This is a genomic window from Pseudomonas donghuensis (assembly GCF_000259195.1).
GTDB classification, from domain to species: Bacteria; Pseudomonadota; Gammaproteobacteria; order Pseudomonadales; family Pseudomonadaceae; genus Aquipseudomonas; species Aquipseudomonas donghuensis.
On record NZ_JH650765.1, the window covers coordinates 170,467 to 194,486 of the forward strand.

The following is a 24,020-nucleotide window of genomic DNA, read 5'->3' on the forward strand; positions in this document are numbered from 1 at the left end:
ATGCGTCCCATGAAAACAGTCGTTACTGCAACCCTGGCGCTGCTGGTCAGCGCCGCGGCCCAGGCCCAGCCCAGTGTCAGCGTGTACAACTGGACCGACTACATCGGTGAAACCACCCTGGCGGACTTTCAGGGCAGCACCGGTATCAAGGTCATCTACGACGTGTTCGACTCCAACGAAACCCTGGAAGGCAAGTTGCTGGCCGGTCGCACCGGCTACGACGTGGTCGTGCCGTCCAACCACTTTCTGGCCCGCCAGGTCAAAGCCGGGGCCTTTGTGAAACTGGACCGCGAGCAGTTGCCGAACTGGAAGAACCTCGACCCGGTACTGCTCAAGGCCCTGCAGGAGAACGACGCCGACAACCAGCATTCGGTGCCCTACCTGTGGGGCACCAACGGCATCGGCTACAACGTCGACAAGGTCAAGCAGGTGCTGGGCGTCGATCACGTCGACTCCTGGGCAGTGATGTTCGAGCCTGAGAACCTGAAAAAACTCAGCCAGTGTGGCGTGTCGTTCATGGATTCGGCCGACGAGCTGTTCCCGGCCATCCTCAACTACATGGGCATGGACCCACGCAGCAATAACCCTGAAGACTACAAGAAGGCGGAGGCGAAACTGCTGACCCTGCGCCCCTATATCACCTATTTCCACTCCTCCAAATACGTCTCGGACCTGGCCAACGGTGATATCTGCGTGGCCTTCGGTTACTCAGGCGACGTGTTCCAGGCCGCCAATCGCGCCAAGGAAGCCAAGAACGGCGTCAACATCGCCTACGCCATTCCCAAGGAAGGCAGCAACCTGTGGTTCGACCTGCTGGCCATCCCCTCCGACGCCAGCAACCGCAAAGAGGCCTATGCCTTCATCAACTACCTGCTCGACCCGCAAGTGATCGCCAAGGTCAGCGGCGTGGTCGGCTACGCCAACGCCAACCCGCCGGCCAAGCAGTACATGGATGCCGAACTGGTCAACAACCCCGAGGTGTACCCGCCCCAAGAGGTGCTGGACAAGCTGTATGTCTCCACCACCCCGACGCCGGCGATCATGCGCCTGATGACCCGCTCCTGGAGCAAAGTGAAGTCGAACAAATGAACCAGCACACCTATGAACACGCCCGCTCCTACTACAGCGCCACGGCCCACAACCTGGCGGCTTACCCTGCCCTGGGCGCCGAACTGCAGGCCGATGTCTGCGTGATCGGCGGCGGCTTTACCGGCGTCAACTGCGCCATCGAACTGGCCCAGCGCGGGCTCTCGGTGATCCTCCTCGAAGCCCGGCACATCGGCTGGGGCGCCAGCGGTCGCAACGGCGGCCAGCTGATTCGCGGTATCGGCCACGAGGTCGAGGGCTTTGCCCGCTACGTCGGCCAGGACGGGGTGAAGTACCTGCAACGCGCCGGCATCGAATCGGTCGAAGTAGTGGCCGAGCGCATCCGCGCGCACGGCATCGATTGCGACCTGCGCTGGGGCTTTTGCGAACTGGCCAACACCCCGGCGCAGTTTGCCGCCTTCCGTGCCGAGCAGCAGAGCCTGGCCGAGCTGAACTATCGCCATGAAACGCAATTGGTCGGGCCCGAGCAGATGCACCAGGTGGTCGCCTCCGACGTCTATGCCGGCGGCCTGATCGATCGCGGTTCGGGCCATCTGCATCCGCTCAACCTGGTGCTTGGCGAGGCGCGCGTGGCCGCGTCCCTCGGCGTGCGCCTCTTCGAACAGAGCCCGGTGGTGGAAATCAGCCATGGCGCCACCGTGCAGGTAAAAACCACCCACGGCACGGTGCGCGCCGGCAGCCTGGTGCTGGCCTGCAACGCCCACCTGGAGGAACTGGAGCCGCGCCTGAGCGGCAAGGTACTGCCCGCCGGCAGCTACATCATCGCCACCGAGCCGTTGTCACAGGCGCAGGCTGAGCAATTGATCCCGCAGAACCTGTCGCTGTGCGACCAGAAGGTCGGTCTGGACTACTATCGGCTGTCTGCCGACCGGCGTCTGCTGTTCGGTGGCGCCTGCCACTACTCCGGGCGCGACCCCGTGGATATCGCCGCCTACATGAAGCCGAAGATGCTCAAGGTATTCCCGCAACTGGCGGACACTCGCATCGACTTTCAATGGGGTGGCAAAATCGGCATCACCGCCAATCGCTTCCCCCAGGTCGGCCGCCTGCAACAGCACCCGAACGTGTTCTACGCCCAGGGCTACAGCGGCCATGGCCTGAACGTCAGCCATTGGACCGCGCGGCTATTGGCCGAGGCCATTCATGCCGGGCACAGCCAGGGCCTGGATGTGTTCAGCGCCGTACCGCACCTGACCTTCCCGGGTGGCAAGGCCCTGCGCTCGCCACTGCTGGCCCTGGGGATGTTCTGGTACCGCCTGCGTGAGGTGCTGGGCTGACTCAGCCGGCCGCCGGCAACACGCTCAGCGGATCGATCGGCTTGCCGTTCTGGCGGATCTCGAAGTACAGCTGCACCCGGTCGGTATCCAGGTCGCCGGCTTCGGCGATCTTCTGGCCCTTGCTGACGGTCTGGCCTTCCTTGACCAGCAACTTGCTGTTGTGACCGTAGACGCTGGCATGGGAGGTGCCGTGCTGGAGGATGATCAGGTTGCCGTAACCACGGATGTTCGTCGCGAACGCTACCTTGCCGCCGAGGCTGGCGTACACCGGCTGGCCCGGTGTGGCGGCGATGCGGATGCCCTTGTTGAGCTTGTCGGCGGACGAGTAGCGGCGGATCACCGTGCCCTGCAGCGGCCACGCCCACCCGCGCAAGGTGACCTTGGTGGCGGGCGCCACGGGTCTTGCCTTGCTGGCGCTAGCGGTGCTCGTGGTGGTCCGTGTGGCGGTTCTTGCACCGCCAAAGCGGATGGTCTGGCCGACATTCACCGCATAGGGCGCGCTGATGCCGTTGTAACGCGCCAACTCCTTGAAGCTCCAGCCATGACGCGAGGCGATCGAATACAGGGTATCGCCGCGCTTGACCTTGTAGGTGCCGGCCACGACTTTGTTGGCAGAAGGACCGGGGCTTGGGGAATGCGAACTGCATGCGGACATCGCCAGCATTACGGCGATCAGAACAAACCTGAAAAACACACCACTTCCTTTTCCCGGAGACGCCATTGACGAGGGCGCTACTATAAATCAGTCGGCGACATTACGCGGCAAAGTCCGTGCAAGTTCGATAAAGGCGCGGGTCGCTGGCGAGATGATTCGCTCATCGACCACCGCCAGCCCCACCGTGCGCCTGACCTGCGGATCGAGCGGGCGTTGCACGTACTCCAGGGTCGTACTCAGCGGCAGGGACGCCTGGGCCACGATGCTCAAGCCTTCACCACTGGCGACCATCTCCAGGGTGCTGAGCAGTTGTGAGGTGCGGTAGCGAATGCGTGGTTGCAGCCTGGCGCTGAGAAACAGGCGCGAGACGATCTCGGCGGACCCGGCCTCGGTCAGCACGAAGGGATCGCGGCAAAGCTGCTGGAGGGTCACCGCCGGTTGCTGCGCCAGCGCATGATCAACAGGCAGCAGCGCGACCATCTGGTCTTCCAGCAACGGATAGGTGTCGAGCTGCTCTTCAGGTAGCACCACAAAGCCGATATCGATGCGCCGCTCCTGCAACCATTGCAACACTTGGCGATCCGGGCCCTCGTCGACATGCACTTCGATGCCAGGGTAGGCCTGGCGGTAAGCCTTGAGTATCGCCGGCAACAAACGCACCGACGCCGTCGGCCCGAACGAACCGATGCGCAGCGTGCCCTGCTTCATCCCTCGCGCATCCAGGGCCTCCTGGCGCATGGTTTCGGCCAGGCCAAGCATCGCTTGCGCCCGTTGCAGCAAGCGGCTGCCAATATCTGTCAGTTCGATCCGGCCCTGCTGGCGTTCGAACAAGGCCACGCCCAGCTCCTGCTCCAGGGCGCGAATAGCGTGGGAAACACCGGATTGCGAGATGTTCAGTTGCGCCGCCGCGAGGGTAAAGCCTTTACGCGCCGCCACCACGGCGAAAATTTCCAGCTGGGTCAAGGTCATCGGCAGCAGCCCCATGAGCGTTTGCTCATTTCCCTATGAGTTGGCATTCGATCAAGTATGGCGTATCGACGCCACATCGTCAGCCAGGGCCGCCCATGCCAACTCACGCTTGCACCTTTCTGAAACTCTCACTGGTCGCGATGATCTGGGGCGGCACCTTCGTCGCCGGACGCGCCCTTGCCAGCGGTATCGACCCGCTGTTTCTCGGCAGCCTGCGCTTCATCCTCGCTAGTGCGGTGCTGGTGCTCATCCTGATGGTTTCGAAACAAGGCTTGGTGCGGGTCAACACAACGCAGCTCGTGCACATCGTGGGGCTGGGCTTTTTCGGGATCTATGCCTATACCCTGTTCTTCTTCCACGGCTTGCAGTACACGGACGCCTCCAGAGCCTCACTGATCGTTGCGACCAATCCTGCCGTCATGGCGATCGTCGCCTACCTGTGCTTCAGGCAACGCCTGGGCAGGGCCCAACTGCTGGGCGTCGCCCTGTGCCTGCTGGGCGCCGGCTGGGTGGTGCTGGCCCGAGCCCCCGGGGCGCTCGGCCAGGGCAACGGGATCGGCGATGGGTTGATTTTCGGCTGTGTACTGAGCTGGGTGATCTTCAGTGTCTTCTGCACCCGCGTGGTGACACAGATCGGTGCGCTGCACACCGTGACCTATGCAGTGTTCGCCGGGGCGGCGATGCTCAGTGTGCACGCTACGCTCAACGGCAGCATGAGCATCGCGTCGCTACGCGCGCTGACGGCGCGCGACCTCCTCTGCCTGGCCTATCTCGGGGCTGTGGGTTCCGCGCTGGCATACGTGATGTACTACGATGCCATCGCTAAAATCGGTCCGACCCGGGCCGGCAGCTTCATCGCCCTCAACCCGCTGACCGCCGTGGTCGCCGGCGCCTTGCTGCTGGGTGAGCAACTGACCGGTGCCATGCTGGCCGGCGGCACCCTGGTGATCCTTGGCATACTGCTGGCCAACCGGGTGCCGGCGCCGCTCAGTTTACCTGGTTCCAGTGCAGGCTCACCTTGCCAGTCTGGCCCGGAACAAGGGTGACTGTGCTCAACTGCTGCTCGCCATTACGCGAGGCGACCAGGTTGTATCTGCCCGGCGGCAGCTTGACGTAGACCATCGGCCCAACCTGATTCAGTTGCAGCAGGGCTTGCCCCTGCCCCCCTTGAATCGTCAGGTCGACGTCCGGCGCATACTCGTTCTGCGGGCCGGTCGAGAAGGTCAGATGCAGGTTGTAGCCCTGGACCTGCTGAATAGCCCGAGACTCATCAAGACCAATACCGCCGGTGAGGTAGCTCACGCCATTCTGCTCTTGAGGCTGCAGGTTGACCCCGGACGTGTCAATCGGCTCCTGGTACTGCGCAGCCTGCAATTGCAGAGCAGGCCAGCCCTGCAGTACCGCGGCCAGTGCAGTGATTAACGCAAGTGTGCTGAAGGATTTCATTGCCATGACTCCTGCGCTACAGCGTCGATACCATTTTACCCCGCTCATCCGTGGCGTTTAGATCGATTCGGCGTGACGGACGCGGGCAATACAATGACGGTTTAATAGCGTGCTAGAGTCTGCGGCCCAATCTGAAGGTGGACCACGAATGGACCTCTCCCCCGCCGAACGTCAGCTGTTGCAGGACCACCATCTGGCCCTGTTCGAGGGTTGCGTGATCTTCGACACTCAACCGCCCATTGACGCAGCCAACCTGGCCCGACTCGAAACCCACCTGAACGGCCCAGTGCCTGAGCAACTGCTGCGATTGTGGCAAACCTGCTTTGGCGGTCGCGTGGGCTATGACCTGGAGGTGGTCTACAACGGCCACCGTCATCCGTTTTCCTTCAGCGAACTGTTCTATCCGGGCAGCGACGGTTATCGCGACCTTTGGGGCTGGATCGAGCACGAACTGGAGCAGGCCGAAGAAGCCGCCCGCGCAGCGGGACACCCATGGAGCGGCAAGCTGGACTACCTGCCGTTCGGTGGTTTCGAGTACCTGGAACGCCTGTACGTGTGCGTCACTCCAGGGCCCGAGTACGGCGCAGTGATTGCCTGGAGCCGTGGACTGCCGCCAGCCTGGGCCGGCAGCCTGAACCAGGACAGCCTTGCCCGCATCGCCGATGACGTCGGCGCGCTGTTGCGCCTGCTGGCCTACGAAGCAGATCCCTTCGACCCAGAGACTGAATACAGCAGCGCCAGCGAACTGCTTGAAGCGCTGGATGAACTGGACAATGACGGCGAAGCGGGCATGGCGCTCAAAGCCCGACTGGCGGCATTGCTGCGTCAACGGGTACTGGACTGGCGCCCGGCACTGGCTGACGGCAGCCTCGCCAACCAGCCCCGCTTGCGCCAACTGGCGATGCTCGATGCCGCCGAACACGGCGATATCGAGCGTCTGGACGCCCTGCGCAAAGCTGGCTGCGACCTGAGCGAGGCGCTGCGCGGGCACGCCGCCAGCCTGGAGTGCTGCCTGCAGCACGGGCACCTGGCAGCGGCCAACTGGTTGCTCGACCAGGGCATCCCGGTGCAAGCCGACACGCTCTTGGTGGCGGCTGCCCAGGTGACTCCGGCATTGGCTTGCCGCTTGCTGGACATGGGTGCCTTGAGCGACCCCAACGCCGTGCTGAGCGCCGTTGCCCAGGGCCACATGGAAAGCGCCGAAGTCATGGCCCGACCACTGCTTGAAGCATCGCAGGCCAGTGCCGGCGCCTTGCGCAAAGCGCTGGTCGAGCGCGCCGAGCAGCAGCGTCGCGACGCCAAGCGGATCAAGGCTGGCAAGCTGTACAGCAATCTCGGTTTCGAACAGTACCTGGCCGAAGCTGAACGCATGGAAACATTTCTGCGCCAGCACGTGCACTGAGGCCTTGAACGGGCCCGCGACAGCTGAAGGTCGTGGGCAGCCGTTTTTTGAAATTATTTGTTACAACTGAGCGTGAAACTGAAGCTTCAAGGGCGCTTATCATAAAAACGCATCTGTTAATAATTCTCATAAACAACAGCGTTTTTATTTGTGTAGGTAGCTCCGCCCATGACACGCGAACTCACCCCCGGTCGTTCCTCCCGCCCCTTCATGGCTTCGGCAATCGGCCTGGCTGTCGCCTCGGTCTCAAGCTATGCCGTCGCCGACAAAGCACCGTCCTCCCCCCTACAGCTGGACAACATCAACGTCGACGCCCAGGCTGGCGGTGACTACAAGACCGAACATTCGGCCTCGAGCAAGTACGCCACATCACTGCTCGACACGCCACAAACCATCACCGTGGTGCCTTCCCAGGTCATCAAGGAGCAGCAGGCCCTGAGCCTGCGCCAGGTGCTGTCCAACGTCTCCGGCATCACCTTCAACGCTGGCGAAGGCGGCGGCGGTTCGGGCGACAGCATCAACATCCGCGGCTTCTCGGCCAACAGCAACATCCAGATCGACGGCCTGCGCGACAGTGCGCAGACCAACCGCACCGACACCTTCAACATCGAGCAGGTCGAAGTCATCAAGGGCCCCAACTCGGTGTTCGGCGGTGCCGGCACTACCGGCGGTAGCATCAACATCATCAGCAAGCAGCCCCAGAACCAGGCATTTACCCGCCTGGGCGGCAGCGTCGGTACCGACAACTACTACCGCATGACCCTGGACAGCAACCAGCCGCTGGAAGGCGTGGGGCAAGACAGCGCATTTCGCATCAACCTCATGGGCCACCAGAACGATGTCGCCGGTCGCGAGCAGATCGACCGGGAACGCTGGGGTGTCGCGCCGTCGCTGCGCCTGGGCCTGAGCGAGTCCACGCGCCTGACCCTGAGCGCCTTCCACCAGGTCGATGACAACCTGCCTGACTACGGCGTACCGGCCCTGGACGGCAAACGCCTGGCAGGGGTTAACCGCGACGACTATTTCGGCTGGAGGAACCTCGACAAGGAAGAGATCGAGCAGAGCTCGCTGACCGCCAACTTCGAGCATGATTTCAACGACAACCTGCGCCTGCAGAACCTCACGCGCTACAGCCATATCGCCCGCGATACCACGGTATCCGCTTCCCACGTCAATACCACCGGCGTCCCCCCGGGCCGTTACCGCCCCGCAGGCCCGCAAGGCTATGGCCGCGACGCGACCACCGAAATGTGGATCAACCAGACCAACCTGATCAGCAACTTCAACCTGCTGGGCATGCGTCACGACCTGGTCAGCGGCATTGAAGTGTCACGTGAAACCCTGGACCTGAAAACCTACGGCTATGGGCTGAGCAACGCCCTGTACCCTGCCAACGGCTACGACCTGAGCAACCCGCCGGGGTACTGGTCGGGGCCGGCCAACAAGGCCACCAGCGGCTACACCGAGACCGAGCTGAACAACCAGGCGCTGTACGTGTTCGACACGATTGCCCTGCATGAGCAATGGGACCTGAACCTGGGGCTGCGCTACGACATGTTCAAAGGCGAGGCCCAGGGGTACGACGCCGCCCGCGTGCGCACCTCCGACTTCGAATCGAGCGACGAGAAACTCAGTGGCCGCGCCGGGCTGGTCTACAAGCCGACTGAGAATGGGCGCATCTACCTGGCTTGGGGCAACTCCTTCAACCCCTCCGCCGAAAGCCTGGCCTCCACCGGTGGCGGCCTGAGTGCTACCACTGAAAACCTCGCCCCGGAGAAAAACCAGACCTGGGAACTGGGCACCAAATGGGAGTTGCTCGACAAACGCCTGGAGCTGGACGCCGCCCTGTTTCGCGTCGAGAAGACCAACGCGCGCGAAACCATGGCCGACGGCTCGACCCAACTGGCCGGCAAGCAGCGCGTACAGGGCGTGGAAGTCGGCGTGACCGGGCACATCACTGAACAGTGGGATGTGTTCGCCAACTACACCTTCCTCGACAGTGAAACCCTCAAGGCCGCCGACACCGCAGCCGGTATTGCCCGTGAAGGCCAGGCGCTGGGCAACACCCCGCCACGCTCGCTCAACCTGTGGACCACCTACGAGCTGCCTGCTGGCTGGACCCTGGGCTATGGCGCGCGCTACGTCAGCGAACGCAACGTGACCTCCAGCACCAGCGCCAAACTTGACGCCTATTGGCTGCACAATGCGATGGTGGCGTACCGGGTCAACGAGGACCTGGATCTGCAGCTGAACGTCAACAACCTGTTCAACAAGGACTATGTCGAACGTGTCCGTCAGCAAAACGGTACCGGGGCACGTTCTTCGGCAATCGAGTATGGCGATGCGCGTTCGGCGATTCTCTCGGCGACCTATGCGTTCTGATTGGTAGGAGCGAGGGTGCAACCTGCCTCGCGATTGCGTATGTCCTTCATATCGCAATCGCGGGGCAAGCCCGCTCCCACAGAAACGAAAAAGCCCGCGACCTTTGCAGGACGCGGGCTTTCTCTTACAGCGTATGGTGGGTCGTGTAGGATTCGAACCTACGACCAATTGGTTAAAAGCCAACTGCTCTACCAACTGAGCTAACGACCCGTTGGATGGCGCGTATAATACTGATTTCTAACAGGAAATCAACACCCCATCGCAAAATAATTTAAAAATATCGGGTCGGGTCCTCTACACCGGCGGCTTTGAAGCCTTCGGCGCGCAGGCGGCAGCTGTCGCATTTACCGCAGGCACGGCCTTCACCATCGGCCTGATAGCAAGAAACGGTCAGGCTGTAATCGACCCCACGGGCCATGCCGGCCTGGACGATCTGCGCCTTGCTGAGGTTCTGCAGCGGTGCCTGGATGCGAAAGCCTCGCCCTTCGACACCGGCTTTGGTGGCAAGATTTGCCATGCGCTCGAAAGCCTCGACGAACTCAGGACGGCAATCCGGGTAGCCGGAATAGTCCACGGCGTTGACGCCGATGAAGATATCGCGGGCCTCAAGCACCTCTGCCCAGCCCAGGGCCAGGGACAGGAACACCGTATTGCGCGCAGGCACGTAGGTGACCGGGATGCCCTCGCTCGGCGCCTCGGGTACATCGATGCTGCTATCGGTCAGGGCCGAACCGCCAATACCGTCCAGGTTCAGACCAATGACCTTGTGCTCGACCACGCCCAGGTCACGGGCAACCCGCGCGGCGGCGTTCAGCTCAGCGCGATGGCGCTGGCCGTAATCGAAGCTCATGGTGTAGCAGCTATAGCCTTCGGCCTTGGCCATGGCAACCACGGTGGCCGAGTCCAGGCCGCCGGAAAGCAGAATTACCGCACGTTTCTCAGTCATTGCATCACTCCTGTCAGCGTCCCGGTTCGTCGTTCCACAGCAGCTTGTGCAGCTGCATCTGAAAGCGAACCGGCAAATTATCGGCCACGATCCAGTCGGCCAGGTCGGTGGCGTTCACCTGATGGTGGCTTGGCGAGAACAGCACTTCGCCGGCGCGTTTTTCCAGGCCGTACTGAATGAGTTTGGACACCGCCCAGTCATAGTCTTCACGGGAACAGATAACGAACTTGACCTGATCGTTGGGGGTCAGCAGTTCGATGTTCTCGTAACGGTTGCGGTGCACTTCCTCCGAGCCTGGGGTCTTGAGGTCGACGACGCGGCTGACCCGGGTGTCGACCTTGGAAATATCCAGGGCGCCACTGGTCTCCAGCGAAACGTCGTAACCGGCGTCACACAACTGCTTGAGCAAAGGAATGGCATTGGGCTGGGCCAGCGGCTCACCACCGGTGACGCACACGTAGCGCGGCTTGTAACCGGCGACCTGGTCGAGGATCGAATCGAGGGTGCGGATGCTGCCGCCGCTGAAGGCGTATTCGCTGTCGCAATACTGGCAACGCAACGGGCAGCCGGTGAGGCGGACGAATACCGTGGGCAGCCCAGCGGTACGCGTTTCACCCTGCAAAGAGTAAAAAACTTCGGTGATACGTAATGTGTCTTGCATAGTCGCCACGGGCGTAACAGCTAAACAGGCTGTCCGCCTCCGTCAGGCACCGCTGAGAACCCGTCATCGCGTAGTTCGCAGCAGCGTGTTTCATAAAAGGGCAATGATTCTAACGAAAAAACCCGCGACTAGCGCGGGTTTCTTCTAAAACGGCTGGTTCAGAGCTTTTGCAGGTCACGCTGGGCCAGTTGTGCAGCCGAGGTCCCCGGGTACTGGGTAACCACCTGCTGGAGAATGCCCTTGACCCGGTCGGTGTGACCCAGGCGGCGTTCTACATCGGCCAGCTTGTACAGCGAGTCCGGCACCTTGTTGTGCTTGGGATACAGCTGGCTGACCTTGGCGAAGGCTTGCCCTGCAGCTTGCAGGTCGCCCTTGGCCAGGTTTACTTCACCGAGCCAGTACTGGGCGTTGCCGGCGTACTGACTGTTCGGGTACTTGCGCAGGAAGGCGTTGAACGCCTGGCTGGCCTTGTCGAAATCCTTGGCTTTGATCAGGTCGAAAGCAGCGTCGTAGTAGAGCTTCTCTTTCGCCGGATCACCAGGTTCGCTGCTGGCGGCAGGCTGTTGGCCGGCGGTAGCACCGGCGGCGGCGCCTGCAGCAGCACCGGCAGCGGCTTCGCCACCGGTTGGGGAATTGGTCGGAGTCGCGGCAGGTGCTACACCGCTTCCGATACGCCGATCCAGGTCCTGGTAACGCTCCAGGCTCTCCTGTTTCATGCGTGATACATCATTTTGCAGCTCTTCAATGATGCCTTGTTGACGCGCAATCTGCTCCTGCATTTGCTGCAGTTGCATGAACAGCTGGCCCTGTGCCGAGGCAGGGGCCGTAACCCCTCCCCCGGCATAGGCGCCGTTCGTACCATAACCCGCAGGTGGATAGCTGCTTGCGCCGCTATAGCCTGCGTTGTCATCAACAACAGGAACCTCAGCCCAGGCCATGAGAGGCAGGGTGAGAGCCAGGACGGTTACAGCACGACGGCACGTTCGCATATCGAATTACTTACGCAGTTCGACGCGACGGTTCTGAGCCCAGGACTGCTCGTCGTTGCCGGTAGCAACTGGACGCTCTTCGCCGTAGGAAACCAGTTCCAGCTGGGCAGGAGAAACGCCTTGCAGAACCAGGTAGCGTTGAACGGCTTTCGCACGACGCTCGCCCAGAGCCATGTTGTATTCGCGAGTACCACGCTCGTCGGTGTTACCTTCCAGCACGACGCGAGCGCCGTTGCCTTTCAGGTCCTTGGCATGAACGTCCAGAGCGCGCATGGCTTCTGGCTTCAGGTCCGAGCTGTCGTATTCGAAGTAGAAGGTGGTGATTGCGCGCAGAGCAGCTTCTTCGCTCAGGCTGCCGTCAACAGCGCCAGTGTTGGCACCGTAGCCAGCGTTAGGATCGACTTGGCCTTGGCCAGCGTCATCACCGCCCTTGGAGGAGCAACCTACAGCTACGGCCATGGCCAGAGCCAGCGCAGCAAACTTACCAAACTTCAGCATTTCCATCGTGAAACTCCTAATGAACCCCAGTGTGTTAAGTAAAACGTAAAGCGCCGCGTCAGTTCAGGTAAGGGGACCAGGACGGTTCTCTGACTTCGCCTTGAGCGGTAGGAAGCGGGAGCCTCACGCGTCCATTGAGAGAGACGAGCATCAAGACTCCCCGGCCCTGCTGGCGGGTGGCGTAGATTAGCATGGTGCCGTTGGGCGCAACAGTGGGTGACTCATCAAGACTGGTCTCGGAGAGAATCTTTACACTACCGCGTTGCAAATCTTGTGCAGCCACTTTGAAGTTGGTGAAACCTTGTTGGCGATGAATCATCACCAGGGTCTTTTCATCCGCCGACAGTTTAGGGTTGGCGTTGTAGTTACCCACAAAAGTTACCCGCTCTGCACCACCGCCGGAAACATTGGTTTTGTAGATTTGTGGTTTACCACCACGGTCGGAGGTGAAGTAGATAGTCGAGCCATCTTTACCCCAGAACGGTTCGGTATTGATACCAGGACCTGCAGTCACGCGCGACAGCTGGCGCGAGCCCATGTTCATCACGTAGATGTCCGGGTTACCGTCCTTGGACAGCACGAACGCCAGGCGCGAACCATCCGGCGACCAGGCTGGCGCACCGTTGAGGCCTTCGAAGTTGGTGATCTGCTCACGGCGGCCGGTATCGATGTGCTGAACGAAGATGCGCGGACGCTTCTGCTCGAACGACACGTAGGCAATACGCTTGCCGTCTGGTGCAAAGCGCGGCGACAGGATCGGCTCACGCGATTGCAGCAGGGTTACCGCCCGCGCACCGTCGTAGTCCGAACGCTGCAGGGTGTAACGGGTGTTGTTGGTCGAGAAGCGCTCGGCGGTCACGTAGAGCATGCGGGTGGAGAACGCACCCTTGATGCCGGTGAGTTTTTCGAACGACTGGTCGGCGATGTAGTGCGACATGTCGCGCAGTTGATCGACGCCGCCCGAGACGCTGCCGGTCAGCACTTGCTGCTCGGTGGCGACGTTGAACAGGGTGTACTGCACCTGCAGGCGACCGCCCGCTGGCACAATGCTGCCGACCATCACGTACTGGGCGCCCAGGGCTTTCCAGTCGCGGAAGATCACTTCGCTGGCCTGGCTCGGCTGGCTGATCATGTTCTGCCGAGGGATCGGCGAGTAATAACCGGAGTTGCGCAGGTCATTACCAATGATGTCAGCCATGTCTTCAGGCAGCACGCTGCCGCCCTGCAGACCGAACGGCACGACGGCGATCGGCGTGGCGCGATCGCTACCGCTGGTGACCAGAATGTTCTTTTCATCTGCTACGGCCAACCCTGCTGCGCAGCAGAGAACGACCAGCAGTCCTCGAAGAAGGTTAATCACAAGGCTAGATCCTCAGGTGTGAATGTCATCTTGAATGAACGATAGGGATTGAATTCGCTCGGTTTCAAGCCCTGCATTTCGGTTAAACGACCAATGTTCTTGACCGCTGCCACAGCCGAGCTGTCAAACGGACCGTCACCACTGGAGCGGGCTACGCTCACCGAGGTAATGGTGCCATCCGGCAACATGCCGATCTGCAGGACCACCGTCATGTTCTTGCGCGCAGAAGGTGGACGTGCCCAACCCTCGGCCGCACGTGCACGAATCAGATCGTCGAAGTCGCCGGCTACCTGATCACCCTGCTCGTCAGCCAGGGCTTGCTGCCGTTCGGTGGTGTCGGACAGAAGCTCGGCCAGGGCCTGGGCTTTCTTGTCTTCCGCCGCCTTGCGGGCTGCATCCTGTGCCTTCTTCTTGGCCGCATCGGCTGCAGCTTTCTTCTTGGCGTCTTCAGCGGCCTTTTTCTTCGCTTCCTCGGCCACTGCTTTCTTCTTGGCATCCTCGGCCGCCTTCTTCTTGGCGTCCTCGGCTGCTTTTTTCTTGGCTTCTTCAGCCGCCTGCTTCTTGGCCTCTTCGTCAGCCTTTTTCTTGGCTTCCTCTTCGGCCTTCTTCTTGGCGATGTCGGCCTGTTGCTTCTCGGCGGCCTTTTTCGCCTCTTCGGCCTTCTTGGCTTCGGCGGTTTTCTTCGCTTCTTCAGCCTTCTCGGCTTGTTCGGCTTTTTTCGCTTCGGCTTCGGCTCGCGCCTCTTCGGCCTTTTGAGCCGCTTCTTCTTTCTTTTGTTCCGCAGCCTTCACTGCCTGCTGCTCGACCTTCTTCTGCTCCATCTGCTCTTCTTCGGTTTGACGCGAAGCAGTCTTCTTGGCTTCACCGGCAATCTTCTGATTGGTCTGGGTGGTGGCCTGACTCTTGGATTTGAGCTGGTACAGGGTTGCCTGGACAATAGGCTTGGCCGGCGGCAGTTCCGGGGTCATGGCAAAACTGACGAACAGCATGCCGAACACCAGAACGTGCAGCGCAATGGCCCAGACGCTGGGCCAGAAATAGCTTTCCGAGGCGGATGGCTCTCGCTGTTGCATCAGGGCGCCTCGGTAATCAGGCCAACGTTACCGACACCTGCCTTCTGCAACCCGCCCATGGCACCCATGACCGCGCCGTAGTCGACGGACTTGTCGCCACGGATGAAGACCTGGGTCTGCTTGCCCTGGTCACGGCCGGCGCCGATGATCTTGGTCACGGCGTCGGTCATTTGCGGCAAGGTCATGGCCTTGTCCATCTGCTTGTCGGTGTCGACTTCGCTGCCAAGGTTCCAGTAGTAGGTCTTGTCAGCCTTGATCGAAATGGTCAGGACCTGGGTGTTGTTGTCCTGCGGCAAGGCTTCGCTGGAAACCTTGGGCAGGTCGACCTTCACGCCCTGGTTGAGCATCGGTGCGGTCACCATGAAAATCACCAGCAGTACCAGCATCACGTCGATGTATGGCACCACGTTCATTTCGGCGACCGGCTTGCGTTTGTGGCGAACTCGGGCCATGGGCTTTTACCTGATCACTCTTCGCTGGTGTGCACTTTACGGTGCAGGATGGCCTGGAACTCGTCGGCGAACGTGTAGTAGCGGCCGATCAAGACTTCACTGCGGGCAGCGAAACGGTTGTAGGCAATAACCGCAGGGATCGCGGCGAACAGGCCGATCGCGGTGGCGATCAGGGCTTCGGCGATACCCGGGGCCACGGTGGCCAGGGTCGCTTGCTGCGCCGAGGCCAGGCCGCGGAACGAGTTCATGATGCCCCAGACAGTACCGAACAGACCGATGTACGGGCTGGTCGAACCGACGGTGGCGAGGAACGGCAGGCTCTGCTCGAGCTTCTCTTCCTCGCGGGAGATGGCTACACGCATGGCCCGGCCAACGCCTTCCATGACCGCATCAGGGTCGACGCCCGGCTGCTGGCGCAGACGCGAGAACTCCTTGAAGCCGGCGCGGAACACCTGCTCTACGCCCGAATCCGGGTCCGGGTTGCTGCCAGCCTGACGGTACAGCTTGGACAGGTCGATACCCGACCAGAAGCGCTCTTCAAAGCTGTCCAGCGCACGACGACCGGCGCGCAGCATGGTGCTGCGCTGAAAAATCATGATCCATGACGTTACCGATGCGGCCACCAGAATCAGCATGACCAGCTGTACCACGATGCTGGCATTGCTGACCAGGCTCCACATGGAGGTATGGTCGACGACGTTAGCTTCCACGCTTAATCTCCTGCATTTGAATGAGTACCCGGATCGCCCGCCTCGGCAAAGGCCGCGCGCAGCGCTTGGGGGATGGCCCGGGGTTTGAAAGTATCGGCGCGCACACAGGCCACCAGGAACTGCCCCTCACAGAGCAGCGTTGCATCTTTTTCGCGCCATACCTGCTGCACGAAGCGCAGGCTGGCGCGGTTCAATTCAAGCACGTGCGCGGTAACCCGCAATTCGTCGTCCAATCGCGCTGGCGCGTGATAGCGCGCCTCGCTGGAGTGGACCACGAACAGCAGGTTGTCCTGCGCCAGTGCCGACTGGGCAAAGCCCAGGTCACGCAACCGCTCGGTGCGGGCACGTTCCATGAATTTCAGGTAATTGACGTAATACACCACGCCGCCGGCATCGGTATCTTCGTAATAGACACGACAACGATGTGCGAACGGCTCTAGCTCATTTTGCGCGCGCATACTCTAGTGCTAACTCCTCAGCTTGCCAATCCGCCCCGGCAACTGTTTTTCATCGATTATGTCGTATTGCCAGCGCGACTGAGGCATGCCCGCGGTTAGGACCACAGAAACGCTGGATAAATCTGTCATTCATCGGTCTGGGCAGAAAAACCCTCGCCACTGATCGATTCGCCCAGGCGGTTGGGGATGTTCAGGCCGAAATGCAGGTAGGCGTGACGGGTAACCACCCGCCCCCGTGGCGTGCGCATGATGTAGCCCTGCTGGATCAGGTAGGGTTCGAGCACATCCTCGATGGTGTGGCGCTCCTCACTGATGGCCGCAGCCAGGCTGTCGACCCCGACCGGGCCGCCATCGAACTTCTCGATCATGGTCAGCAGCAGGCGCCGGTCCTGGTGGTCGAAGCCGCGCTCGTCGACATCCAGCAGGTTCAGCGCCATGTCGGCGACCGGCTTGGTGATATGGCCCTTGCCGCGCACCTCGGCGTAGTCGCGCACCCGCCGCAGCAGGCGATTGGCGATCCGCGGCGTGCCACGGGCCCGGCGGGCGATCTCGAAGGCGCCTTCGTCTTCGATCGGCAAGCCGAGAATGCCACCGGAACGGCTGACGATGGTCGCCAGGTCCTCGGTGTTGTAGAACTCAAGGCGCTGGACGATGCCGAAACGGTCGCGCAGCGGGTTGGTCAGCATGCCGGCCCGCGTGGTGGCGCCGACCAGGGTAAAGGGTGGCAGGTCGAGCTTGATCGAGCGCGCCGCCGGCCCCTCACCGATCATGATATCGAGCTGGAAGTCTTCCATGGCCGGGTACAGCACTTCTTCGACGATGGGCGACAGGCGATGGATTTCGTCGATGAACAGCACATCGTGAGGCTCGAGGTTGGTCAGCAAGGCGGCCAGGTCCCCCGGACGCTCGAGGATCGGCCCTGAGGTGCTCTTGATCGACACGCCCATTTCCTGGGCGATGATGTTGGCCAGGGTGGTCTTGCCCAGCCCCGGCGGACCGAAGATCAGGGTGTGGTCGAGGGACTCGTTGCGCCCACGGGCAGCCTCGATGAACAAGGCCATCTGCTCACGCACCACCGGCTGGCCGATGTATTCGGCCAGGCGCAAGGGGCGGATCGCCCGGTCCTGGACCTCTTCACGGTCACGTCCGGTGGCGGCTATCAGGCGGTCAGCTTCAATCACTTAGATCATTCCCTTCAGACTGCGACGAATCAGCTCTTCGCTGCTCAGACCCTTGGCATCCACCGCGGCCACGGCCTTGCTGGCTTCCTGAGGCTTGTAGCCCAGGGAAATCAGCGCGCTGACGGCATCCGCTTCGGCGCTGGAGACGCTGGCAATCGGTAGCGGACCATTGGGCACAAGGGCAAACATGGCCGGAGAGGTTTCCCAGGCCTTGAAACGATCCTTGAGCTCGACCAGCAGGCGCTCAGCCGTCTTTTTACCAACCCCCGGGACCTTGACCAGGGCCGAAGCATCCTGGGCCTGGACACAGCGTACCAGTTCGTCGACCTCCAGGCCCGACATCAATGCCAGGGCCAGTTTGGGACCCACGCCATTGAGACGGATCAGCTCGCGAAACAGCTCGCGCTCGCGCTTTTCATGAAAGCCATACAACAGATGAGCGTCCTCGCGCACCACCAGGTGGGTGTGCAAGGTCACCACTTCACCGACCTTGGGCAGACGGTACAGGGTGGTCATCGGCACTTCGAGCTCGTAGCCCAGGCCGTTGACATCGACAATCAGGTGCGGCGGCTGCTTTTCAGCCAGGGTTCCGCGCAAACGTCCAATCACGTTCCGATCCTTCCTCATGGGCACCGGCAAACGACCGGTCAACCCTAACAGCAAATGCAATGGCCGATGGCATTGCCCGGGCAAAATGTGTTTCAGCAGATGATGCTATCAGAGCCGCAAACGCCCGCTGCGACTGCGCGCCGCCCCCAGGCCATGGGGCACTAGGCTTGAGCGGGTATGGGCGTGGCACAAGGCGATGGCCAGGGCGTCGGAGGCGTCGATCTGCGGTTTCTGCGTCAGTTTAAGCAGATGCATGACCATCATCTGCACCTGCTCCTTGTTGGCGCCCCCCGTGCCGGCAACCGCCTGCTTGACCTGGGTGGCGCTGTACTCGGCAATCTCCAGGCCTTCTTCGATGGCGGCGACGATGGCCGCGCCGCGGGCCTGGCCGAGCTTGAGCGCCGAATCGGCGTTGCGTGCCATGAACACCCGCTCGATGCCCATGGTCACCGGGCCGTGCTGGCGAATGATCTCGCGCACGCCACGAAACACGATCTGCAGTCGCTCCGGCAGCTCGCCCGCGCCGGTACGGATACAGCCGGACGCCACATACTCGCAGCCGCGCCCAGTATGGCGCACCACGCCATAGCCGGTGATGCGCGAGCCAGGGTCGATGCCAAGAATCAGAGTCATAACGCCTGCATACTCAATGACGCGTGATCGCGCCGTACTAAAAACAGAAGCCGGACCGGCTCGCAGGTGCAATGCATCTGCAGGCGGATCCGGCCTCGGGCCGGTAGGAGCGGGCTTGCCCCGCGATTGCGCACTACCACCCAATCGCATCGCGAGGCAAGCTCGCTCCCACCTAAATGAACAACTTGAGACTAGCCGAGCTGCTCCATGACTTCGTCAGGAATTTCGGCATTGGAGTAGACGTTCTGCACGTCGTCCAGGTCTTCAAGCATGTCGATCAGCTTGAGTACCTTCTGCGCGCCGTCCAGGTCGAGTTCGGCACTGGTGGTCGGCTGCATGACGATTTCGGCGTCGGCAGCCTTGAAACCGGCCTCTTCCAGGGCATTACGCACGGCATAGAAGCTGTTGAACGAGGTGAAGACATCGAACGAGCCGTCGTCGTTGCTGACCACGTCGTCGGCATCGGCCTCCATCGCCGCTTCCATCAGCGCATCTTCGTCGACGCCAGCGGCAAAACTGATCTGCCCCTTGCGCTCGAACAGGTAGGCCACCGAGCCATCAGTACCGAGGTTACCACCGCATTTGCTGAAGGCATGACGCACCGCAGCTGCGGTACGGTTGCGGTTGTCGGTCATGGCCTCGACCATGATCGCCACGCCACCGGGGCCGTAACCTTCGTAGCTGAGTTCTTCGACGTTGTCGGCTTCGGCCGTGCCAGCACCACGGGCAACCGCCCGGTCGATGATGTCGCGGCTCATGTTCGCTCCCAGCGCCTTGTCCAGGGCCAGGCGCAAGCGCGGGTTGGAGGCCGGGTCGCCACCGCCCTGCTTGGCGGCAACGGTCAGCTCACGAATCCACTTGGTGAAGATCTTGCCTCGCTTGGCATCCTGGCGCTCTTTGCGGTGCTTGATGTTTGCCCACTTGGAATGACCAGCCATAACGCACTCCGAATCCTTTGTAACAATGCCACGCCCCGGCCGCGCTCATGCCCGACCGAGACCTTGAAATTCATGCGCCTTAACGCAAAGGCGCATCCATGTGGATGCGCCCGGGGTCCGCTTACTCAGCCTTGGGCTGTTCGCGCAGACGGATATGCAACTCACGCAGGGCCTTGGCATCGACCAGGCCAGGGGCCTGGGTCATGACGCACGCAGCGCTCTGGGTTTTCGGGAAGGCAATCACTTCGCGAATCGACTGGGCGCCGGTCATCAGCATCACCAGACGGTCCAGGCCGAAGGCCAGGCCGCCGTGCGGCGGTGCGCCGAACTTCAGGGCGTCGAGCAGGAAGCCGAATTTCTCTTCCTGTTCAGCCGCTTCGATACCCAGCAGACGGAAGACCGCCTGTTGCATCTCTTTGCGGTGAATACGGATCGAACCGCCACCCAGCTCGGTACCGTTGAGGACCATGTCGTAGGCACGCGACAGCGCGGTGGCCGGGTTGGCCTCCAGCTCTTCGGGGCTGCATTTTGGCGCGGTGAACGGGTGATGCAGGGCGGTGAAGCTGCCGTCGTCGTTCTCTTCGAACATCGGGAAGTCAACCACCCACATCGGGGCCCACTCGCAGGTGTGCAGGTTGAAATCGTTACCGACCTTGATGCGCAGGGCGCCCAGCGCCTCGCTGACGATCTTGGCCTTGTCGGCGCCGAAGAACACGATGTCACCATCGACCGCGCCCACGCGATCAAGGATCACGTTGAGGTTGGCCTCTGGGATGTTCTTGACGATCGGCGACTGCAGGCCGTCGACGCCCTTGGCGCGCTCGTTGACCTTGATGTACGCCAGGCCCTTGGCACCGTAGATGCCCACGAACTTGGTGTACTCGTCGATGCGGCTGCGCGGCATGCTCGCGCCACCCGGCACGCGCAGGGCGGCAACGCGGCTCTTCGGATCGTTGGCCGGGCCGCTGAAGACCTTGAATTCGACTTCCTTGAGCTGGTCGGCAACGTCGACCAGTTCCAGCGGGATACGCAGGTCCGGCTTGTCGGAACCGTAGCGGCGCATGGCTTCTTCAAAGGTCATGTGCGGGAACTCGCCGAATTCCAGGTCCAGGACTTCCTTGAACAGCTTGCGGATCATGCTTTCGGTCAGGCCCATGATCTCGGACTCATCGAGGAAGCTGGTCTCGATGTCGATCTGGGTGAATTCCGGCTGACGGTCGGCGCGCAGGTCTTCGTCACGGAAGCACTTGGCGATCTGGTAGTAGCGGTCGAAGCCGGCCACCATCAGCAGTTGCTTGAACAGCTGCGGCGATTGCGGCAAGGCGAAGAAGCTACCGGCATGGGTACGGCTTGGCACCAGGTAGTCGCGCGCGCCCTCGGGGGTGGCACGGGTGAGGATCGGCGTTTCGACGTCGAGGAAGCCGTTTTCATCGAGGAAGCGGCGGATGCTGGTAGTGATCCGCGAGCGCAGGCGCAGCTTCTCGGCCATTTCCGGGCGACGCAGGTCGATGAAGCGATAGCGCAGGCGGGTTTCTTCGCCAACGTCGGAGTATTCGTTGAGCGGGAACGGCGGCGTTTCTGCTTCGTTCAGTACGGTCAGCTCGTAACCCAGCACTTCGATGGCGCCAGACGCCATGTTGGCGTTGACCGCACCCGCCGGACGCGGACGCACCTTGCCGGTGATCTGCACCACGTATTCGCTGCGCACGCGATCGGCGGCGGCGAAGCTTGCTGCGCGATCCGGGTCGAAGACGACCTGGGCCATGCCTTCGCGATCACGGATATCGAGGAAAATCACCCCGCCGTGGTCGCGGCGACGATGGACCCATCCGCAAAGGGTAATTTCCTGACCTTCCAGGCTCTCGTTCAGTTGGCCGCAATAATGGCTGCGCATCATGATGGTGGTTTCGCTTCTCGTCATTCGTATGTTCAGTGGAGGCCCTGCAGCCCCAAAGGGCTAATAGTGCAAGACCCTGCCGGGGCAATCAACTCAGTCGGCCTTGTCGCCGCCTGCCAGGTTCTTTTTCGCACCGGTCTTGAAGTCGGTTTCGTACCAGCCCGTACCGCCCAGGCGGAACCCCGGGGCCGAGATCAGCTTCTTCAACGCAGGCTGCTCACACGCCGGACAATCGGTCAGCGGTGCGGCACTGAGCTTCTGGAGGGCTTCCATCTGGTGGTTGCAGGAAGCACATTGATAGTCGTACATGGGCATAGGCGTGTCTCGTTAACCACAGCGCAGGCTGGTTCAGGCAGTAAAGCGCGGGATTATATATGGTTAAGGAGTGCTGTGCAGCCCGGCAACCGACTAGCGTGTCACCTTCGCCCCCAACAGGTAGACCACGCAGACCACGCGGATCAGCCCGCTGAAATTTTTAACCCCGCCATGACGCAAGTGAACCTCACGGTCTACATACGACAGCACCGCGTTGACCGTGCACTGGTTGGCCTCGGCGATGCGCTCGAGAATGGTCCAGTAGATCTCCTCAAGGCGCAGGCAGGTGGCAAAGCCGTTCAGGCGCACCGAACGCGATAACGGCTGGGCCAGGCCCATATTGAAATCTGCCTCGAACGGATCGACGCCTTCCTTGTGCGCACCACCTGTGCGCCCTGTATGGTTCATCCATGCCGACATAGTCGTACCACGCCACTGTTTTAACCAGGAAACAAACCCGCGTGCGCTGTGCACGCCGGAACATGCCCTTAATAAAGCGCCGTGCCGTCGGTCGGTGCCAGCAGACTCACTCACTCTGCCTGTAGGAAGACTCGGTAATAAACCCGGTACTTGAAACACCGGAAACCACTTCCACACGAACTAAAACGCCCGAACTCAACAACAAGTTCGGGCGTTTGCAGTGGGCTCGAGAAACGCGAAGATCACTTTCCTTCGAGCAGAGAGCGCAGCATCCAGGCGGTCTTTTCATGCACCTGCATGCGCTGGGTGAGCAGGTCGGCGGTCGGCTCGTCGCTGACCTTGTCGAGCACCGGGAAGATGCTGCGGGCCGTGCGGGTGACCGCCTCCTGGCCCTCTACCAGTTGCTTGATCATTTCGTCGGCGGCCGGCACGCCCTCCTCCTCCTTGATAGAGGAAAGCCGCGCATAGATCGAATAAGCGCCGGGCGCCGGGAAGCCGAGGGCGCGAATACGCTCGGCAATTGAATCGACGGCCAGGGCCAGTTCGTTGTACTGCTCTTCAAACATCAGGTGCAAGGTACGGAACGCCGGGCCGGTGACATTCCAGTGGAAGTTGTGGGTCTTCAAATAAAGTACATAAGTATCCGACAACAGGCGCGACAAACCCTCGACGATGGACTTGCGATCTTCTTCGCTGATACCGATATCGATTGCCATGCAGTTCCCCTTTGCTTAGTGCTTGCTGATCAAGCGGGTACAAACCACTGTACCAAGAGTTTTCAGCCCCTGCAGCCTCGTGCCTGCGACACAGGGCTGCAGGCCGCGCGACACACGGTGGGCCACTGATTTGAGAAGCCCGGGGCTTTGCTGTTAAATAGGCAGCGTGCCGCCCGCGCCGATTGTCATTGCGCGGGCGCATAGGCTGACCTTTTTCACGTTTTTGCGCTTTTTGACCCGTGCGCGCCGTGAAGTCAGCTCTTCCTGTGATCCGCCTTATCAATGTGAGCCAACCAACATGTTCAAGATCGTCCACCTGTTGACGGGCGTTGCAGCTTTGCTGCTGTCCTTCATACCCAGCCTCAGAACCGAAGCCATTCCCTTCCTGCAGCAACCGGAGGCCGTTTATCTGGCACTCTTCGGCCTGCTCAACCTGGTCATTGCTCCCGTGCTTCCCCAGCATTACCGGGGCGTACGGCAACATCTGCAGCGTGCTGCCAGCGCCTTGCTGGTGCTTGCCGTGATCCTGCAGACCGTGACCCTGCTGGCCCGTCCAGAGCTCGGCAACCTGCCAGCGCTGGCCTGCGCCCTGCTGGCCAGCGTCCTGCATCTGATTGCCGGCCTCGCCAAAAACACGGCCTCACGCAGCCAGAACACCCAGTACGACATGTCCAATCGTGATACCGGTACCGTGAAGTGGTTCAACACGTCCAAGGGTTTCGGCTTTATCTCCCGCGACTCGGGCGATGACATCTTCGTTCACTTTCGCGCCATTCGCGGCGAGGGCCATCGTGTCCTGGTCGAAGGTCAACGTGTCGAGTTCTCGGTCATGAACCGTGACAAGGGCCTGCAGGCCGAAGATGTGATTGCCGCGCCACGACGCTGATCGCCAGCCACAAAAATCTATGGTCACCCCATTTTTTGCA

The 24,020-nt window shown here is 61.4% G+C and carries 26 protein-coding genes and 1 tRNA gene; 6 read left to right on the forward strand and 21 right to left on the reverse strand.

Going from position 1 to position 24,020, the window contains the following annotated elements; genetic code table 11:
• Together UW3_RS0114250 and UW3_RS0114255 are read left to right on the forward strand one after the other, a co-directional pair.
• On the forward strand, window positions 1-1,089 hold the full coding sequence (locus tag UW3_RS0114250) for a polyamine ABC transporter substrate-binding protein (protein ID WP_010223177.1): 1,089 nt from the start codon (window positions 1-3) through the stop codon (window positions 1,087-1,089).
• Complete coding sequence (locus UW3_RS0114255) at window positions 1,086-2,384, forward strand: NAD(P)/FAD-dependent oxidoreductase (RefSeq protein ID WP_010223178.1); 1,299 nt, start codon at window positions 1,086-1,088, stop codon at window positions 2,382-2,384. The genes UW3_RS0114250 and UW3_RS0114255 overlap by 4 nt, the downstream gene beginning before the upstream one ends.
• 1 nt (window position 2,385) lies before the next feature.
• Here UW3_RS0114255 and UW3_RS0114260 read toward each other — a convergent pair whose 3' ends face one another.
• Together UW3_RS0114260 and UW3_RS0114265 are read right to left on the reverse strand one after the other, a co-directional pair.
• Window positions 2,386-3,078, reverse strand: a complete 693-nt coding sequence (locus UW3_RS0114260) for a peptidoglycan DD-metalloendopeptidase family protein (RefSeq protein ID WP_010223179.1) — start codon at window positions 3,076-3,078, stop codon at window positions 2,386-2,388.
• 48 nt (window positions 3,079-3,126) lie between these two features.
• Window positions 3,127-4,008: a LysR family transcriptional regulator gene (locus UW3_RS0114265; protein WP_026001325.1), complete on the reverse strand. Its 882-nt coding sequence runs from the start codon at window positions 4,006-4,008 to the stop codon at window positions 3,127-3,129.
• 95 nt (window positions 4,009-4,103) lie between these two features.
• On the opposite strand from UW3_RS0114265, the gene UW3_RS27000 reads away from it, so the two are divergent.
• Window positions 4,104-5,054: a DMT family transporter gene (locus tag UW3_RS27000; protein ID WP_050990015.1), complete on the forward strand. Its 951-nt coding sequence runs from the start codon at window positions 4,104-4,106 to the stop codon at window positions 5,052-5,054.
• Here the strand turns inward: UW3_RS27000 and UW3_RS0114275 are convergent.
• Window positions 4,996-5,454, reverse strand: coding sequence for a hypothetical protein (locus tag UW3_RS0114275; protein WP_010223182.1), 459 nt, complete (start codon window positions 5,452-5,454; stop codon window positions 4,996-4,998). The two genes, UW3_RS27000 and UW3_RS0114275, sit on opposite strands and share 59 nt — an antisense overlap.
• Before the next feature lie 148 nt (window positions 5,455-5,602).
• On the opposite strand from UW3_RS0114275, the gene UW3_RS0114280 reads away from it, so the two are divergent.
• Both UW3_RS0114280 and UW3_RS0114285 read left to right on the forward strand, forming a co-directional pair.
• A complete protein-coding gene (locus UW3_RS0114280; protein WP_010223183.1) occupies window positions 5,603-6,856 on the forward strand; it encodes an SMI1/KNR4 family protein in 1,254 nt (417 codons plus the stop codon).
• A gap of 168 nt (window positions 6,857-7,024) precedes the next feature.
• Entirely contained in the window at window positions 7,025-9,238 is a 2,214-nt protein-coding gene (locus UW3_RS0114285) for a TonB-dependent receptor (protein WP_010223184.1), read from the forward strand.
• A gap of 134 nt (window positions 9,239-9,372) precedes the next feature.
• On the opposite strand, the gene UW3_RS0114290 is transcribed toward UW3_RS0114285, so the two are convergent.
• From UW3_RS0114290 to UW3_RS0114375, 18 genes are all read right to left on the reverse strand, one after another.
• Window positions 9,373-9,448: transfer RNA gene (locus tag UW3_RS0114290), tRNA-Lys, on the reverse strand.
• Between the two features lie 61 nt (window positions 9,449-9,509).
• On the reverse strand, window positions 9,510-10,184 hold the full coding sequence (gene queC / locus UW3_RS0114295) for a 7-cyano-7-deazaguanine synthase QueC (protein ID WP_010223185.1): 675 nt from the start codon (window positions 10,182-10,184) through the stop codon (window positions 9,510-9,512).
• Window positions 10,185-10,197: 13 nt separating this feature from the next.
• The gene (queE, locus tag UW3_RS0114300; RefSeq protein WP_010223186.1) at window positions 10,198-10,845 is read right to left on the reverse strand and encodes a 7-carboxy-7-deazaguanine synthase QueE; all 648 of its coding nucleotides are present in this window, start codon (window positions 10,843-10,845) and stop codon (window positions 10,198-10,200) included.
• Window positions 10,846-11,003: 158 nt separating this feature from the next.
• Window positions 11,004-11,834, reverse strand: coding sequence for a tol-pal system protein YbgF (gene ybgF, locus UW3_RS0114305; protein ID WP_026001326.1), 831 nt, complete (start codon window positions 11,832-11,834; stop codon window positions 11,004-11,006).
• A 6-nt stretch (window positions 11,835-11,840) separates the two neighbouring features.
• Complete coding sequence (gene pal / locus UW3_RS0114310) at window positions 11,841-12,338, reverse strand: peptidoglycan-associated lipoprotein Pal (protein WP_010223188.1); 498 nt, start codon at window positions 12,336-12,338, stop codon at window positions 11,841-11,843.
• A gap of 52 nt (window positions 12,339-12,390) precedes the next feature.
• Entirely contained in the window at window positions 12,391-13,692 is a 1,302-nt protein-coding gene (gene tolB, locus UW3_RS0114315; protein ID WP_010223189.1) for a Tol-Pal system beta propeller repeat protein TolB, read from the reverse strand.
• Complete coding sequence (gene tolA, locus UW3_RS0114320; RefSeq protein ID WP_010223190.1) at window positions 13,689-14,765, reverse strand: cell envelope integrity protein TolA; 1,077 nt, start codon at window positions 14,763-14,765, stop codon at window positions 13,689-13,691. Before tolA ends, tolB begins: the two co-directional genes overlap by 4 nt.
• Entirely contained in the window at window positions 14,765-15,217 is a 453-nt protein-coding gene (gene tolR, locus UW3_RS0114325; RefSeq protein WP_010223191.1) for a protein TolR, read from the reverse strand. Before tolR ends, tolA begins: the two co-directional genes overlap by 1 nt.
• Window positions 15,218-15,231: 14 nt before the next feature.
• A complete protein-coding gene (tolQ, locus tag UW3_RS0114330; protein ID WP_010223192.1) occupies window positions 15,232-15,927 on the reverse strand; it encodes a protein TolQ in 696 nt (231 codons plus the stop codon).
• Window positions 15,928-15,929: 2 nt separating this feature from the next.
• A complete protein-coding gene (gene ybgC, locus UW3_RS27005; RefSeq protein ID WP_010223193.1) occupies window positions 15,930-16,385 on the reverse strand; it encodes a tol-pal system-associated acyl-CoA thioesterase in 456 nt (151 codons plus the stop codon).
• Window positions 16,386-16,510: 125 nt separating this feature from the next.
• Window positions 16,511-17,566 (reverse strand): Holliday junction branch migration DNA helicase RuvB, encoded by a 1,056-nt coding sequence (gene ruvB / locus UW3_RS0114340; protein WP_010223194.1) that lies wholly within the window; start codon window positions 17,564-17,566, stop codon window positions 16,511-16,513.
• Window positions 17,567-18,175 carry a Holliday junction branch migration protein RuvA gene (gene ruvA, locus UW3_RS0114345; protein WP_010223195.1) on the reverse strand — a complete coding sequence of 203 codons (609 nt, stop codon included), beginning with the start codon at window positions 18,173-18,175 and terminating at the stop codon, window positions 17,567-17,569.
• Window positions 18,176-18,283: 108 nt separating this feature from the next.
• Window positions 18,284-18,808, reverse strand: coding sequence for a crossover junction endodeoxyribonuclease RuvC (gene ruvC / locus UW3_RS0114350; protein WP_010223196.1), 525 nt, complete (start codon window positions 18,806-18,808; stop codon window positions 18,284-18,286).
• Window positions 18,809-18,999: 191 nt separating this feature from the next.
• Window positions 19,000-19,746, reverse strand: a complete 747-nt coding sequence (locus tag UW3_RS0114355) for a YebC/PmpR family DNA-binding transcriptional regulator (protein ID WP_010223197.1) — start codon at window positions 19,744-19,746, stop codon at window positions 19,000-19,002.
• A gap of 121 nt (window positions 19,747-19,867) precedes the next feature.
• Complete coding sequence (gene aspS / locus UW3_RS0114360; protein ID WP_010223198.1) at window positions 19,868-21,643, reverse strand: aspartate--tRNA ligase; 1,776 nt, start codon at window positions 21,641-21,643, stop codon at window positions 19,868-19,870.
• Between the two features lie 93 nt (window positions 21,644-21,736).
• Entirely contained in the window at window positions 21,737-21,958 is a 222-nt protein-coding gene (locus tag UW3_RS0114365) for an FmdB family zinc ribbon protein (RefSeq protein ID WP_010223199.1), read from the reverse strand.
• A 93-nt stretch (window positions 21,959-22,051) separates the two neighbouring features.
• Complete coding sequence (locus UW3_RS0114370; protein ID WP_026001328.1) at window positions 22,052-22,378, reverse strand: ribbon-helix-helix domain-containing protein; 327 nt, start codon at window positions 22,376-22,378, stop codon at window positions 22,052-22,054.
• Window positions 22,379-22,620: 242 nt separating this feature from the next.
• Window positions 22,621-23,094 carry a Dps family protein gene (locus tag UW3_RS0114375; protein ID WP_010223201.1) on the reverse strand — a complete coding sequence of 158 codons (474 nt, stop codon included), beginning with the start codon at window positions 23,092-23,094 and terminating at the stop codon, window positions 22,621-22,623.
• Window positions 23,095-23,392: 298 nt separating this feature from the next.
• Here UW3_RS0114375 and UW3_RS30090 point away from each other — a divergent pair, with 298 nt between their 5' ends.
• On the forward strand, window positions 23,393-23,980 hold the full coding sequence (locus UW3_RS30090; RefSeq protein WP_026001329.1) for a cold-shock protein: 588 nt from the start codon (window positions 23,393-23,395) through the stop codon (window positions 23,978-23,980).
• Window positions 23,981-24,020 lie beyond the last annotated feature (40 nt).